We start from the raw sequence: 16,079 nt of genomic DNA on the forward strand, positions 1-16,079 counted from the left end.
GTTGAAATATGTAAACTTTTTGTTACGCGTGGAACGGTTTCAGCGTAAAGTTCTTCGAAAAGTATAATTGCACAGTTACTCTAAAATGGCACGAATAGCCTGGTTCGGCCGCAGGGTTATTAATGGTTTGGGAACGATACGCTGATTATTGACGGGCTTAAGGGTAAAACGGCGAACAAATAAGGCCAGTAAGATTTGCATCTCCATAAGCGCAAATTGATTGCCGATGCACAAACGTGGCCCCCCGCCAAAAGGCAGGTAAGCATACGAGTGCAAACGTTCTTTAGGGACACCCGGCGCAAATCGGTCAGGATCGAACCGATCAGGGACAGGCCAGTTGGCCGGGTCGCGGTGCAAAAGGTAGGGGCAAACAAGCGCCGTATCGCCCGCCGGAATCGTGTAGGGGCCTACGTAATCGTCCTGGTGCGCTCGTCGGCTCATAATCCAGGCGGGTGGATAAAGCCGTAGAGACTCCTGAATTACCTGCATCGTGTAGGTTAACGTGCGAAACGCTTCGGGTGGTGGCGTTCGGGCGTCGCCCAGCATGGATTGACTTTCGGCCTTGAGTCGGGCCAGTACGTCGGGGTGTTTGGTAAGGAGATGGATCGTCCAGGCCATCGAAACCGCCGTCGTTTCGTGACCGGCCGAAAAAATGGTTACAGACTCATCCCGCAATTGCTGGTCCGACATCCGCTCTCCCGTTTCTTCATCTTCGGCGCTGAGCAGCATGCCCAGTAAATCATCGCGTTCGTCAAGCGCTTTTCGCCGTTCGTCGATAAGCCCGTAAATAAACGAATCGACCTGCCTTCGGGCCCGTTTAGACCGTTGGTTGTTGGGGGTTGGCCACGAATAAGGAAACCGGAGTGGTGATAGCATTCGCTTATTTGCCAGGTAATTGAGCGTGTCCAGTGCGTTAGAGAGGCCGTCGAGTTTGCCGGTGGTATCTGATCCAAACAGGGTTTTGCAGACAATGCGCATGGTTACGTCCATAAATGCTTGCGAGACATTGACGGGCTCCTTCGACTGATGGTCACTAAGTTCGTCGATCCAGTCGGCCGTTTCCGCAATCATTGTCTGGGTTAATGCGGCCAGTTTCTGCCGGTGGAAGGCCGGTTGGGCCAGTCGACGTTGCCTGCGCCAGAAGTCGCCATCGCTGGTAAGCAGGCCATTGCCCAGGAAGATTTTGAGAATGTCAAAGGCTGGTGAACGGCCGTAATTCCGGTGATTTTCCTGCAAAATGTGTTTGGCATCTTCGGGTTGCAGCACCAGGTACTGATTCCGGCCGCCAATGCGTAGGTGAACCAGGCGGTCATGGTTTCGCTGCAACGTATCCAGGGTGCTAAGCGGATTCCGGAGAAAGGCCAGCGTGTTGCCCAAGAAGGGCAAACCAGGATGCAACGGAACGGGTTGAGTAGGGTAGGTACTTGTTTCCATTCAGAAAAAGTTGGCCTGAATCTAGCTCGGGCCGACAATAAAGATACGAACGACCGCACAGAATCGCTAGGCGTAGTCGCTAGCCCGTTGAGTGACTGTGCTAAGAATGTCGTCGGTAGTCCATTGACGGCTGACAATAAATTCATGGTTAACCTGGGCGACAATACATTTATTGTCAACGGCGGTTAACTACAGCCTCATTCTGGAATCAAGGCGTATTGGTCAATTGTATTGCCGGTTTTTCGACTTTCCGAGGTGCGCTCAAGTTGCAGGGATGACCCATCTGGCTGAGCCAGAATGTAGTATTCGATGCGGCCACCGGTGTTGGTTGGTTTTGGGTTGAGATTCTCCAGAATCAACCGCTTGTTATCAGTCGAGACGGACCAGGTGCCAGTGACGAGCCGACCGTCAAGATCTTTCAGATTAACGATAGTAGGCTGACTCAAATCCAGCCTGAAGTTGGAGTAACCGGGCTTGATGTTCGTCGCAGCGCCCAGCGTAAACACCAGCCGGTCCGCTTCATTGACCGTGTTGGCTTTCCAGACTTTGCCTAGCAAATCGGTGATCGGTTTGATTGCCTTGGGCTGGCAACCGCAAAGACTCACCAGAAGGAAGAGAAGAAATAAGTTATTTTTCATGGGATTAGTATTCGTTTGGTGAGCGAACGCCCGTCAGCAACGATGACAATGATGTAAACACCCGTCGGCAAGTGATCGAGGGTATAGTGCCAGGCATCGGTCGGATTCACTTTTCGAATGTCGGTGAGCACAGGTAGACCCGTTGCCGTCATCACCTGAATGGTAGTGCGCAGGGACGAATACCAGTTGGTTTTGATGTGCAGGTCACGCTGATTCATATAGAGCGTCGTATGGGTAGCTAATTCGTCTTCTACCGCAATAATTACTTCTTCAATGCGTGCGCTGGCTACGTTCGAATATCCCGAATTGCCCGCCGGATTCACCGCCCGAAGGCGGTAATAATAGGTTGTAAATTCCTGCAAACCCATGTCTACGTAACTGGTTTGGCTCGCTGGCTGCTGCTTTATTTCCGCGAACCCGGATGTGGGATCTGTCGATCGTTCGATACTTACGGTGACGGCTGAAGCGCCCAACGCCGACCAGTTTAGCCGAATCTGATCATAGTCGGATACCTGCGCTGTCAGGTTAGTCGGGTTGGCAGGTGGTGCCAGGGGCGTGGTAGCGCAGGCGGCATCGCTGTAGGCCGATGGTCCAGCTGCGTTCTTTGCCCGAATCCGGTAGCAGTACGGCTGGTTATCCGTCAGATTCTTGTCTTCGTAACTGGTCGTATTAGCTGGTACATCGGCAATTTTTTCGAATGTGCCGCTGGTGCTGGCACCGCGCTCAAGCTCGAAACCGCTTTCATTACCCGACAGGTCAGCCCAGGCCAGATTGATCTGATTAGGTGATGCGGCCGTCGCCGTCAAACGGGCTGGTGAGGCTGGTGGTACATCGGGGGTCGTCGCATCCGCCACATTACTGGTCGGTCCCTGCCCACTTGCGTTGGCAGCCCTGATTCGGTAATAATAATGTGTATTGACCGCCAGGTTGTTGTCGGTATAGCTGGTGGCCGCGCCGGCTACAGTCGTTAAGGACGCCCAGCCACTCGTGCCGTCCGGGCTTCGTTCAATGAGGATAGTGGCGGCATTGGCAATCGCACTCCAGGTCAGACTGATCTGGGTAGTTGACGTAGCTGTAGCATTAAGGTCCTGTGTTGCCACGGGCGGCCCGACGGGTGTCGTCGCATCCGCCACGTTGGAGTTATCCGATGGACCGGCGGCATTGACTGCGCGTACCCGGTAGAAATAATGCGTCTGGGGTTGAACGGTCTTATCTTCGTAACTCGTCACATTGGCCCCGAGGTCCGCCAGTTTGTTCCAGTTATCATTCCCGGTCGGGCTCCGTTCCAGTTGAAATCCACTTTCGTTGCCCGACAGATCCGCCCAGGCCAGATTGATCTGGTTGTAGGCAACCGCCGTGGCGACCAATCGCGCTGGGGTTGTCGGGGGACTATCGGGCGTACTGGCGTTGGCTACGTTACTGAAGGGACCCGGAGTGCCATTGACAACAGCCCGGATCCGGTAGTAATAACGGGTATTCGGCGTTAATCCTGGATCGTCGTAACTGACGGCAGTACCGGCTGGGTCGGCCACTTTATTCCAGCCATCGTTGCCGTTGGGACTTCGTTCGAGTTGGTAGCTGGTAGCTCCCGATACGCCCACCCACGTCAGATTGATCTGGGTTGTCGAGGTGGCAGTAGCAACCAGATTTTGTGGAGCCCCTACCGGGGGAGCCTGTGTCGTAGCGCACTGGCTATCCGTATAGTCGCTGGCCCCAATGCTGTTCACGGCCCGGACCCGGTAGCAATACGAGTGGCTGGCCTGTAAGCCCTGATCGCTGAACGCTGTTACGTTGGAGCCTAAGTTCTGGATCGTTGAAAATTGGGCGCCTGGACTATCGGCCCGCTGGAGTTCAAAACCTGTTTCATTATCCGACAGATCGGCCCAGGTTAGGTCAATCTGCGCCGATGACACCGCTGTAGCGGTTAGTCGGGCGGGCGCTCTGGGGGCACTTTGCTGCGTGGTCGCACAAGCTGTGGCCGAGTACGCATAGCCGCTTTCCGAAATGCGGTAACAGTATTCGGTGTTGCTGCTCAGGTTGTTGTCCGTGAATTCACCCCCGTCGGCCAGTGTAGTTGCTATCTGGCGCCAATCGCCCGACTGGCCCGTTCGGCGTTCGATGCCGATTCCGGATTCTTTGCCGTAGCGATCCCAAGTCAGTTTAATGGCACTGCTGCTCAGTGCATTTGCCTGTAGATTTTTGACATTGGTCGGTGCCAGGGGAGGAGTAGCACAAACGGGCGCTGTAAAGTCGGATACGACACTCCCGTTTTGCGACCTTACCCGGTAACAATACGGCTGGCCACCATTGACGCCGTTGTCGGTAAATGTAGGGGCACGACTGTAGGCGACGGTTTGCAACAACGTAAACGAGCCGCCCGTGCTTGTTCCCCGCTCAATCCGGTAGTCGGTGGGAGCGCTGCCGGAGCCATTGCTCCAGGTCAGTTTAAGGCTGTTGCTGTTCTGCGCAATTACCGTAAGGCCCGTTGGCGTTCCCGGCGGTTCGGGTGGGGTGCTGATGGTAAATTCGTTCGACAAACCCGTTGCTCCGGTCGCGAAAACGACCCGAATGCGGTAGGTGCCGCCCCCCACGCTGTTATCCGTATAGGTCGTAACGTTGGCGGCTACTTCACCAATTTTAGTGAAACTGGTGAAGTTATTTCGCTCGATCTCGAATTTGGTTTCATTCGTCGAGTTGTCTTTCCAGGTCAGTACCACCCGGTTGTAAGCCGGTGCCGTACCAGTTAGACCCGTAGGGGCGTTGGACTGAGCGAACAGCCGGGTCGATAGCAACATCGCCACACTCAGTAACAGGCAGGATAGAGTTAGTTTCATGGTTAGTTGATGTCGATTTTCACCCGATTCGAGAGTCCCGATTCGCGGCCATCCTGATAAATCACTTTTACGGCATACTCGTACCGGCCTTTCGGAATGGCTTTGTCGGTAAAGGTGTGCTCACGATTGACGGCATCGTAGGAGCGCAGCGGCTGCCCGTTATCGCCACGGTAGATGACATAGCGGGCGAGGTCGTTCGGTAATTTCCAGTTCAGCACTACGGCTTTCTGGTCGGTAGTCAGGCTGGCCCGGAGCTGCTGGGCTGGCTGGGTCCTGGTCTGTAGCGTTCGAACGGTTAGCGGGTACGATTCCGGCGATTGTAACCCGGCCGAATCAACCGCTATTAATGTATATTGATAACTTTCGTTCGCCTTTATGCTGGCATCAACGTAGCTGGTTTGCCTGCGGGGCAAGCGAGCCAATTCGTGCCAGCGTTCGGTGGATGCCCCGCGACGCAGGAGCCGTTGCTGAAATACATCGTCGCTTGCCGAGTTAACCCAGGTTAGCTGAACCGTTGTATCACTCGCTACGTAGCTTTTAATCGCGGGTGCCGAAGGCCGCACCTTGTCGGGCCGGGTAAGGGTTAGTATTGCTGATGCAGGACTGGGATTATAAGAGCGGTCATAGGCAACGACCCGATAATAAAGACGCTTCGTCAGGGTATTCAACGAGGTTGTATTATCGAAAAACGCTACCGACTGGTAGGTTTTGGTGACGGGAATAAATAGGTGCGTCGGATCATTGGCCATCAGTACTTTATAGCCCATAAGATCCGGTTCTTTACTGCGTTCCCATACAATTCGAACAAAGCCCGTTGAGTCGATATACCCTTTCAACCCCTTCGGCTGGGTAGGTCCCGACTTGTCGGTAAACATACAGTAGGCGGGCGACGACGGACTGGCGTTTTTGGCCGTGTCCAGGGCTACGACTACGTAATAGGCTTGCAGGGAGGGGATAGCTGTCGTATCGGTAAATGTCCGTTGCGACGCGGGCAACGTTGTCGTGATCAACGGTGTGTACTGGCCATCAATAGCGGTTGCTTTTCCGATAAGGTAGCCGGATAAATCGGCTGGGGCTTTGGTATGCTGCCACGTGAGCCGAACACGGGACCCCCCAAGGTGCTCGGCTTTCAGCTGCGATACGGCACCGGGCGGTGTACGATCAACACCACGAACGGTTACTACTGTCGGCAAGCTCTGTTCCCCAAAAGGATTCAGGCCAATAACCCGATACTGGTAAGACCGATAGTTCTGTGCCAATGAATCCTGGAACGTAATGTCCTGTTTGTTAGGGCCATCGATCGGCTGAATCCAGGGACGGCGAGTAATCCGGCGGAAGGTTTGGCCGTTGTTATCAGAGCGTTCAATGTAGTAAGCCGTGAACTCGCGGTCGGCCAGATCGCGGTTCCAGAGTAATTTGATAACCCGGTCGCCCGATTGCCCCACGACAGGTAGCATCTGTAGCCTTGGCAACGGCCCAGTATTTGTCACAGACACCAAGGCCGAGTCGGCCGGGTTTTGTTGCTGATTGACGAGGGGGGCAATGCTGTAGATATAGGTTACGCCCCGTTTAACATCAGTATCGGTCATGCCCAATCCCATAGCACGGGCGTAGCGCGGGTTCACATCCGCCAGCGTCAGGCCCATCATCAGCCTTAGATCGGCCTGCTGTTTTTGCCGAAGAATTTGATCGAAGGTGGCCTCGCCCCGAACGACTTCGTTTTTGCCCCAGAGTACTTGCAGACACGCTCCGGCCAGCGAATCGCGCGGACTAAATCTCTGTTTCCATTCATCGACTGACCAGGGAGCTACCGTGCGCGTGTAATCGAGTTGCAAGCCCTGTCCGGGCGCCTGGCTCATGCGCATAACGCGGTAGCCGCCACCGCGCGTAGCCGCCTTGAATAACAACGCATTGTCGGGTGCCCAGCGAACCACTACCGAGTCACCATAAGACCGGGCCAACGCGCCCACTCGGGCCCGTGGTAGCGAATCTGAGACGGTTGCTGTGGCAGACCGAGGCTTTGCCGATTTGGCCGATGGTGTCGCTTTGGGCTGTCGTTGGGCCAGACTCACCGTGGTTAGTCCAACAAGTAGATAACAAAAACTGAGTAGTCGGAACATGGCTAGATTTATTTGATAAGCATGAAGCTTACTTTCTTCTGGGAGGAGTACAGAGCAGCATCGAACATAGGGGGGGCTGTCTGGTATTTTGGATCGGTGTTCACGTAGCGCCTTTCATCGGAAAAAAGCCCATCCGTACCGTCATTTTTTACGGCAAGCTGAAAAAAAGCATCATCTAAGCTTTGAAACTGAATGGCGTAGGCAGACGTCAGGAAGTCGGGATGGGTGATGTTCTTGAAGTAGTCAACTGAGTTTTTGTAGTTGTACATCACATCGAAATTATAAGCCGTAGCCATGGCCCGGATCCTTTGCCGCTGTAGCCACTCCGGATTTTTAGTCAGATCTATATCAAACACATGATATTTTGCATTTGTATAACTTTCTATAATACAGTTCAGGGCGGCATTTTTCGACGTCACACTGCCATTTTCACAAGCCCGATAGGTGATTTTCAGTGCAAAAAAAGCGGTGCTTGTTTCCCCGCCCGCCAGATCATGAAGGTACCAGTCGACAGGATTACTATCGTAAATAACGCTGAGCCCGGATGATTCAGCGGTAGCCGATTCGCCAAACACGTAGCTCTCCAGGGCGGCATTGCCTTTCAATCCACCAATGACGATAGGCCCCTGCTTCGAAATGGCGGATACCGCCCCGCCATTTACCTTACCGGCTTTGGCATCGCCCATGGTTACAGTGGATCGGATATAATCGGCCACCAGCGTACGCGCTTCGCCATTGTAATGACCGACATTGACCAGCATGGTTGCGGCATCGCTGGGCAAATTCGTGGGCGTGGCTTTTGGGGCGTTTCCAACCGATTTGGCATTGGATAGGTTGCCCTGACCAGAGGCTGTCGACAGAACAGCGCTCAGCAAAACGAGGAATAGCAATAGCGTTTTCATAGTAGTCAGCTTGGTCTCTGGTTATTTCTTGATGACAGTGGGTGGACGGCTACCCGAAAGGAAATTATCAATGGTCGCCTTCGACATGGGTGGTTCCGGCCCCTTGCCAGGTGGATAGGCGAAGGTTGGCATCCGGTCGGCCAGGTCCTGCGCGCTCAGGGTAGGGAAATCGCTGTCGTCCAGCGCACTGGCATAGATACTGCCAATGTTATCCACGTTTAATGGCAATACGCTTTCCACGTGCACCTTTTGCTTTACGGCCGGAATTTGGCTTGCTGCAGGCAGGATAACGTCATCGAAATATTTACCCCCCACGACACCTCCCAGGCGCACGAACGGAGGTAGTTTCAATTCGTTGGGCAATTTTGTTATACTCACCTCAAATGACTCGAAGTTTTCGGGTCCACTAACCGGCAACTGGTAGGCATAGCTCCCCCAACGATTCTGCTTCAACGGAATCAGCGATGTTGCTGCGAGTTTATCAGCCAGTGTATTGAACTGGCTCGTTTTGAAATAGTAGCTATACAACACCTGCTCATACAACTGTTTATAATCGGTCAGGTCGCCCTCCGAACCTTCGCCGACTTTTACGTTAAACGCCTTCATGTCGCTCTCCTTCAGCGTGTTCTCATTCATCAGGAACCCTGCCTGCGTTTTGCTCCAGTTGGTTTGCTCTGTCTGGGCAACTACATCGATTCCTTTTTGCAGGGTAGCAAACGAGACCTGTTGCTGCGTCGTGTTCTGCCCTGGCTGGCTAGACGACATGCCCGTTGGCATGGGGCCACTGGGTGCACCCACGTAATCTGTTTTTGGCATGGTCACGCCATTTAGCGTCAGGCCCCCCTGAAGTGCGCCTACACCCTGCGTGTTACCGCCCCCTACGTGCCAGTTCTCGGCCTTTTTAGCTTTGGTTCTGGCGTCTTTTTCCAGTTGAGCGATGTAGCCATCCGTGGGAATGCGAACGAGTTCGAACTTATAGAGCGTTTTGTTTTTTACGGCGTTGGGCATTGCGTACTCGTATAAGTTCACGCCAGCGCCACTGGTCGTATTCCTGGCCGAAACAGGAGCCAGCAGCCCATCCGTTTTCGAATCGAAGGTGCCCCCATTGTATGGAGTCAGGCGCGCCATGAGTTTGTAATTTGGATCGGCATTGAACTTGTCGCCACAGCACATGGTTGCCGTTAGTTTGATAAACGATGTACCCACCCCCCCTTTCATGAAATACCGCTGGCCTTCAAATGGGTAGGAGAACGAGACGGAAGGCTCCGGCCCGTCTTTGGTAAGTGTATTGACACAGTCTTTGGTACTGAATTTCAGGGTTTCAGTTTGCTCGACGGGTTTTGGCTGAACGCCCTGTTTTGTTTTAGGATACATGTAAATGCCGGCCGTTGTCGGGCTGCTGGGCAGCGCATAGTATTTGTCGACCGGGTATTCCCATACCTCTACACCGATGGTCATTGTATAGTCGGCATTCGGCAACAACGCTGAATTGCGATAATAGTAGGCTACGTAGTTCATATCCCCCGCATCGTTTGTTTTCCAGACCAGCTTTCCGTTCGGATCTGCGGAGCAACTGATGAGCTGGCCACTAGCGCCCCCGTTGTTCGTTACGGCAAAATTGAATCGCTGTCCATTCTTGAACCGAAGGCGGAACCGCTGCCGAAATTCTTTGCCATCGGGATCGATAACATCCACGTCAATCATCGACTCCATGGGGTAGTTGAACTCGACAAAAAACGGCGACAGGGTTGATACTTTATCGGCCCCCCCCGGTCCGAGCCGGGCGATGAGCGGCTGATCGGTGAAAGGATTGGGTGGCTCGAACGAAGGCGCGCATTTCAGGTCTTTATTGTACCAGAACTCGATATTGGCCTGCCCCCGAATGCGCCCGGCCAGCGCCCGGTATTTGAAAAAGCCATTCCCTTTAAACCAGATTGGATTGGGCAACCCACCGCGCAGGAGTATTCCCGCCGATACGCTTAACACCTCCAGATCACCTTCGTAAATCCATAGGTCTATATGCATGCCCAACGAGATGGACGCATAGGCATAGGCCTGGGCATTCGCATACCAACCGTTAAAACCGACTTGCCCGTTCTGGGCAACTTCGTCGCAGCCTGACCGCTCGGCCAGTAAGGCGTCGAAACCGAGGCTTCCTTCAAAACGGACGTAGAATGGGCCCAGTGAATATTTCTGCGGTTCCAACTGGTAGCCAACCCCAAAAGCCAGGAAGCTTTTTACCTTCGTTTCAAAAGCCTGCCGGGCGGCATCCCCATCGGTATAGCCAAGTTGTTTCAGCGTGGCATCGTCCATACCATACGGCTGGGGCGGTAAGATTACGCCGTGCAGGTCGTTTCCCGTCATGAAATAAGACCCCGTCTGAAACAGTCGTTTATTGGCTACCCATAGCTCGGTACTCACCCGCCCGTCGGGCTCACCAAAGCTGAAATACCATTTACCTGCCGATGGATTTACCTGCAAATTGATTTCGGAAGTAGCATACAGCCCAACGGTTCCTTTGCTCCCATAGCCTGCCGTTATACTAAAATCAGCCTTGAAAAGACCCTGAGCAATATCCCATTTGATGAGCCCCTTACCCGTAGCCATTGCACTTTTATAGGCATTCGGTTTAGAAAGCAGGTAAGCGTCAGCATCGATCTGAATATAACTCACCGAACAGCCGCCCCCATCGCCTGTACTTTTGGTGATGCCAACCGTTAAATCGCCGGTTGCCGTCAGCAAGGTACCGTCGCCCGTTCCTACGATGGCTTTTGCGCTGAACGTGAGTTCACCCGCAACGGGTTTAAAACTGCCGTCGTTCTGCTTGGCCATATTGCTGAAAACGCCCCCGCCAAACCCTCGGAAAAACAGCACGCCCGGCACCAGGGGAATCCCCGGTACGCCAGAAGGTAACACATATTCCCCCGCCACACCCCAGTAGCTGAAATTGTTGACGTTACCGAAGTAGCCTTTCAGGCCAAACGCCCCGAAGGGCATAATCAGGGTTACATCGCCCCGGAAGCCATCCCCGTAGGTCGGGTCAACTTCCTTCTTGCTAAAGGCCACTGTGCCCGTGGCAGAGATCGGGCCGAGTGCTCCGTCAACCGAAACAGCTGTTACGTCCGTATCTACATATTTCCAGTCCGGTCGCCCATTCAGTAGACCCGTAGAGAAAATAAGGTTAGCCGTTACATTTCCCTTCAGGCCCATGTTCTCCGAAAGATCCAGGCCACCCACAAAATTGAGGCTGTACTGGTTGTTCCCTCTTGGCGAAAAGATGGGCTGATCTTTGGGGGTATCGATGGTAAACGGCAGACCGGCAATGAATTTCTGCGGACTTGCGGTTGAAAGCGATTTGATCGTAAAGCCCTTATCGGTCGATAAACCCATTTCCTGAAATTTGACCAGGTCCATTTTCAATGGTCCGGCTGTTAAGCTGATTTTACCCGATAGCAAGGCTGCGGCCTTAAAGGAACCGCTCATGTAACTGGCCGTAATGGATGATGACGAATCAAGGGCAATGTCGGCCACGCCAAATACATCGGTATGGATTTGATTCTTGGGCTGGAGAACGAACTGAGCCTCCAGCGTACCGTCAGGTTTGGAAAGTGTACAGGTATAGGGTATCGGAGCCGCTTTGTCGTCCACTTTGCAAACGGGTAGCACCACTTTGCCCACGAGGCTGGACGATTTAAAGCCACTTTCGTAAAAGCTCAGACGAAGCTGATCGGCCGAGCAATACCAACTTGACATGTTACCGTTACCCAGCGCAATAAGGGGGTGAGCTTCGTCGCCCGCGACGGCATCGCCCGTGAAACCATTGCTGTCATAAATCATGTTGTCAACGCCGACTGGAACCTCCTTGCCATTGTTGAGTGACTTCAGGAAGGGAATACTTATAGAGAGTTTAGGCAGATAGAGGCCATGCCAGGTGGGGTCTTTACCCGGGTCGTAGTTGGCTGGTAAGACACCCGGATTCTGGGTTTCATCGTGGTCGTAAATGGCGGGTTGGGGATTTCCATCCTTGTCTTTCATCGATAGGACAAAGTCAGAAAGCCCCTTCACGTAGAAGTCGTCGTCGGCCTGTACCTGGGCCATCCAGTTCTTAAAGTCTTTTGCATCGGATGACGGAATGTCGAATTTTGTCAACAGCTCCATGGGCTGATCATCCGATTTTCGCAGCAATCCCGGTGTGTTGATACCAGCTGCTATGTGGAGCGTCTTGAAGCCGTTCTCATCGAACACAACGTGCGTGACGTTTTGCTGTAAGGCTTTTAGGGCTACTGCACCCCCTTTCAGGGTGAGCAGACTCGACGCGGCCATGTCCTTGGCCAGATACAGTACTTTGTCGCCACAGGCACCGTCGGGCTTGATGCAAACGTGGTAGGCAGCCAGCGGAATTCCGTTGAACTGCGCACTTAAGCCCGGTGATTCGATGAAGGTGTTGGCGTTGAAATAAGCATCTTCGGGGGTGAAGATTACATCAGTAATGGCAATGTTTGTGCTGATGGGGCCAAGTTTCTTATCGATTCCGAACGGTACTTCCATCCCCACACTTTTGGCTACTTCGCCCGCCTGCGACAGTAAATGTCCTGGAAATGCTTGCATCTGCTCGCTCAGTTTCTGAATCTGAGCCCCTACGCTGTCGGCGTTTGCCGTACTGATGACAGGTATGCCGGGCGGATCGACGCTGGGCTTGCTGGCCTTAGGGAAGATGCCAGGAAAATCGTCTGTCCGAATCGCCTGAACGTAACCGCTGATGACTTCGCCCGCTGCGTTGCACTGCACATTGACCAATTGAACCCGCAACTTGAATAGGGCATTGTTGACAATGGGCATGGGTATGGTTCCATTGCCCGTTAGGACACCGTCCACTTCTTTTACGCCGTCGGCTGTTTTCAGAAATGTCAGCGGAAAACCGGCTACCGTCGCTTTACCGGCTGATAAAGCCGGTTTGTTATCCACCGACTGATCGGTAGGGGTTTGTTTACAGGAACATGTTGCGCCAATCGAGCCAGATTTATATACATAAGCTACCGGTTTTTTTTCGGCGGGAATGGCCCCTTCTCCGCCGTACGTAAACGAGCAGACCGGGCTCTTGCCGTCGTTCAGAAAATTGAGTTTCCGGGAGCGGTCGATAGCCTGTACCCGCCAGGCATAGCGCTTGCCTACCACCAGGGGCGGTTGTGTGGGGCCGTACAGAAACGTACTCGTTCGTACATTCCGAACCTCTACCCCCGACTTTGGCAGGGCTACGGCATCAATGAATACATTCGGGTCAACATTTTCCTGCGGTAGCTCCACAATGCGGACTGTGTAGTCTACCTGCGCTGGCGAAACACCCACCGGGGGCGTCCAGGTAAAGACAACGGCCTGCGGAGTCGTCGCCGTCACGCCCGCATCGCAAAGGGGCGAAATCAGTATAGGCGGCTCAACCGATCGGACCAGAATAGGGGCTGAGCAGCCCAGCGGGAACTCAGCCGAAAGTGGTTGCCCAAAGGCGGTTGCGGCTGTATTCGTCGCCGTTTCATTGTAGGCCCGCACGCAAAGCTGATAGGTGCCGTCGGGTAGGGGGAAGCCGCGGGCCAGCCGGTTTTTGTCGATTCCCGTTACCTCGATCTGGTTCAAGTCAAAAAGCCCTTCCAGATCGTTGCGGCTTACTAAAGTCTGGCCGGGTGGTACGGTTAAAGGCCTTGGCGGACGGTAGTTGGGCGATGTGCGAATCTCGATGCCGTTGTCGCCGGTCAGCTGCCCCGATAGGCGAATCTGGTAGGTATTTCGGCTGGTATTGATCAGGAAAACCCGCACCTGCTGCCCCGCTCCGGGGTAGTCCTGCAAATAGGCACTGTAGGGAGGTAGCACACTTACCTGAATCTGTAGCGGGAAGGTTTGCGAAAAGGCCGGTTTACCCGTACCCGTCGCCAGGATTATTGTCAAGGCGACTAAGGTTCTTCGCGTTCGTTGCGTAACCGTTGCGTCTTTGCGGGTAAGAAGCGTCGTTATCAGAAGAAACTGTTTAAAAAGAGATGCCATAGCCGAGATTGCCTCTTAGTTCGTTGAATGTCTGTTCCTGAAGACCCGTGTTTGAATTCAGATAATTGAGCGACACCGTGAGTGTCTGCCGTTTCGCCACCTGATAGCCGCCGTTGACAGATACCGTCATAACCTTTCCCGTTATGCCGGATTGCTGGTTGATCAGGTAGCTGGCATTGGCGGATGTTGTTAATTTCTTTTCGAAGAAGGACTGCGTGGCACCCAGTGTTGGCCCGAAGAAACGCACCGTTCGGTTGGTATCGCCGACCGCAATCGGCAACTGCGTCTGGGTGTAAGACAGCATCCCGTTGAAGCCCCAGCCCGTGGTGGTTTGCTGGTAGAAATAGCCCAGGTTCAGGTTGATGTTATTGTTCTCGGTCTGGCTGGCGGTATTGGTGTTCAGATCGCTTAATTTCTGGTAGGTTGTGGTGAGGGTAAACACCTGAAGTACATCTTCTTTCTGAAGCGTATAGCGCGTGTTGACCGTTGCCGAAAGATTGTTCTGGGCGAGCCGGATGGTGTCGATGAGGGGTCGGAAACCGGCTTGCTGACTGATGCCGTAGTTGGATAGCTGGACATCAATGCCAAAGGCCGTAGCCGGGTTGTAGGAAACCGCCAGCGAACCAATCTTTCGGCCGGTACGGGCGCTTTTGTTATTGGCCAGGTTATCGTACTGAATGCCGTAACTGCCCGACAGGCGGAGCTTCCCGTCCATCAGGCTCAGGTTAGGGGCAATGGCGTAGCTCTCAATATCACTCTGGAAGTAGTAAGCCCCCATTGTTTGAAAATTAGGATCGATGCGTTTGTATTGCAGTTTGATACCGGCATTCGGAACCCGGTAGCCAATAGCGGCCTGGGTTGCCTGGGTAAGCTGCGTAGCGAGCCTGGGCGTGATGAGTCTGCCGAAGAAACGCGCTACGGGGTTGCTTCCCTCGGCCGAAACCAGGCTGCTTCGCACGTCGCGGGTGTAGGCACTCAGCGCACCGTCCAGTTCAACGGTAATGTGTTTGACGATCAATAGCCGGGTTGTCAGGCCAACCACCAGATTTTCGGCGGGAGTAACGGTCTGGGAAACAGACTGCGGGACTGACACGATCGAGGCCGAATCGTCTTTGGCCCGCAGCATGATCAGGTCGACGTAATTACCGGGTTTGCCGTAGCCTACCTTTACGGCATAGCCCGTTCGACCGTAAGCCGGAACAATGTCGGGTTCGGCCAGATTCGTGGAGATTGCTTTGTTGAACCGGCCATAGACCGCCCCTAACCGTAGTTTGCCGGGATTCAGTTCAACGCCACCGCCGAGAAAGGTGTGGCCCGCCAGCGTGAACGGGGAAAAAGATACGTTCCGATAACCCGCGTGTACCGTAGCCCATTTGTAGGTAGGCGACACGCCAAACTGGTTGAACGGTTGCCGGAAACTGCTGCCCTGATTGCCCAGCACCGCCGAAAACGGAAGCGAAATGCCACCCGGTAAAGCGACCGTTACGGAGCCGCTTAAGCCGAACGGAGAAGGTTGGTTTCGGCTGGCAATGCCGCTGACTGTATAGAAGCCTGCATACGCGTTCAGTCCACCCGATACCTTCACGGGTGAGGTCTTTCCCGCTGGTGGATTTGTTTGCGCCCAGGCAGGGCAGATCAACCAAAACCCGTAAAAGAAAAGTAGTATACGTACACGCATTCCTAACGCAGATTTGACTCGACTAACTTGTGTCAAAACTACCGACAGACCCTGCGCGCATCAATCGGATAAATGTATGATAGGGAAACTACGTTACTACTGGATCTGTAATATAAGTAGTTGATTGTTAGTGGTATATATCTGTTGGGGTTCGCTGCTCAACGAGCTGAAATACGTATAACTACCTGCCGTACGCTTAACGAGTGGAGCGGGCTCTGGCAAGCAGAAAAATAAACAGAAAACAAACCGGCAAACTCAGGCCGAGGAGCGGCCCCATCCATTGGTCAGAAAACGATTGGATCGCGCCTGTTTCCGGCGATTTTGGTTCGTACACCAGGTAGCGTTGCCTACGATCGGGGTGACGGTTCCGTTTGTTTGCTGGGAATAGCTGCCTGGATTCGGAGTCGTTCGTAGTTGCCACGCATGATGCACCAAAAACA

7 protein-coding genes are annotated in these 16,079 nt (G+C 53.6%); all 7 read right to left on the bottom strand.

Annotated elements, in window-relative coordinates; translation table 11 throughout:
* Positions 1-75: 75 nt before the first annotated feature.
* The 7 genes from ACYU8Y_RS15490 to ACYU8Y_RS15520 all read right to left on the bottom strand — a co-directional run bounded on the left by ACYU8Y_RS15490 (position 76) and on the right by ACYU8Y_RS15520 (position 15,639).
* On the bottom strand, positions 76-1,434 hold the full coding sequence (locus tag ACYU8Y_RS15490) for a cytochrome P450 (protein WP_460938764.1): 1,359 nt from the start codon (positions 1,432-1,434) through the stop codon (positions 76-78).
* A 197-nt stretch (positions 1,435-1,631) separates the two neighbouring features.
* Positions 1,632-2,072 carry a hypothetical protein gene (locus ACYU8Y_RS15495; protein WP_460938766.1) on the bottom strand — a complete coding sequence of 147 codons (441 nt, stop codon included), beginning with the start codon at positions 2,070-2,072 and terminating at the stop codon, positions 1,632-1,634.
* The gene (locus tag ACYU8Y_RS15500) at positions 2,069-4,906 is read right to left on the bottom strand and encodes a fibronectin type III domain-containing protein (RefSeq protein ID WP_460938767.1); all 2,838 of its coding nucleotides are present in this window, start codon (positions 4,904-4,906) and stop codon (positions 2,069-2,071) included. The genes ACYU8Y_RS15495 and ACYU8Y_RS15500 overlap by 4 nt, the downstream gene beginning before the upstream one ends.
* Before the next feature lie 2 nt (positions 4,907-4,908).
* Positions 4,909-7,026 carry a fibronectin type III domain-containing protein gene (locus ACYU8Y_RS15505; RefSeq protein WP_460938769.1) on the bottom strand — a complete coding sequence of 706 codons (2,118 nt, stop codon included), beginning with the start codon at positions 7,024-7,026 and terminating at the stop codon, positions 4,909-4,911.
* Between the two features lie 8 nt (positions 7,027-7,034).
* A complete protein-coding gene (locus ACYU8Y_RS15510) occupies positions 7,035-7,928 on the bottom strand; it encodes a hypothetical protein (RefSeq protein ID WP_460938771.1) in 894 nt (297 codons plus the stop codon).
* A 21-nt stretch (positions 7,929-7,949) separates the two neighbouring features.
* Entirely contained in the window at positions 7,950-13,961 is a 6,012-nt protein-coding gene (locus ACYU8Y_RS15515) for a hypothetical protein (protein WP_460938772.1), read from the bottom strand.
* Positions 13,945-15,639 (bottom strand): hypothetical protein, encoded by a 1,695-nt coding sequence (locus ACYU8Y_RS15520; RefSeq protein WP_460938774.1) that lies wholly within the window; start codon positions 15,637-15,639, stop codon positions 13,945-13,947. Before ACYU8Y_RS15520 ends, ACYU8Y_RS15515 begins: the two co-directional genes overlap by 17 nt.
* Positions 15,640-16,079: the final 440 nt, after the last annotated feature.

The sequence above is a fragment of the Spirosoma humi genome, from assembly GCF_054776575.1.

Coding starts and splice junctions, on each gene's coding strand:
- ACYU8Y_RS15515 (WP_460938772.1), bottom strand. CDS start 13,961: ATGGCATCTCTTTTTAAACAGTTTCTTCTGATAACGACGCTTCTTACC.
- ACYU8Y_RS15510 (WP_460938771.1), bottom strand. CDS start 7,928: ATGAAAACGCTATTGCTATTCCTCGTTTTGCTGAGCGCTGTTCTGTCG.
- ACYU8Y_RS15505 (WP_460938769.1), bottom strand. CDS start 7,026: ATGTTCCGACTACTCAGTTTTTGTTATCTACTTGTTGGACTAACCACG.
- ACYU8Y_RS15500 (WP_460938767.1), bottom strand. CDS start 4,906: ATGAAACTAACTCTATCCTGCCTGTTACTGAGTGTGGCGATGTTGCTA.
- ACYU8Y_RS15490 (WP_460938764.1), bottom strand. CDS start 1,434: ATGGAAACAAGTACCTACCCTACTCAACCCGTTCCGTTGCATCCTGGT.
- ACYU8Y_RS15495 (WP_460938766.1), bottom strand. CDS start 2,072: ATGAAAAATAACTTATTTCTTCTCTTCCTTCTGGTGAGTCTTTGCGGT.
- ACYU8Y_RS15520 (WP_460938774.1), bottom strand. CDS start 15,639: ATGCGTGTACGTATACTACTTTTCTTTTACGGGTTTTGGTTGATCTGC.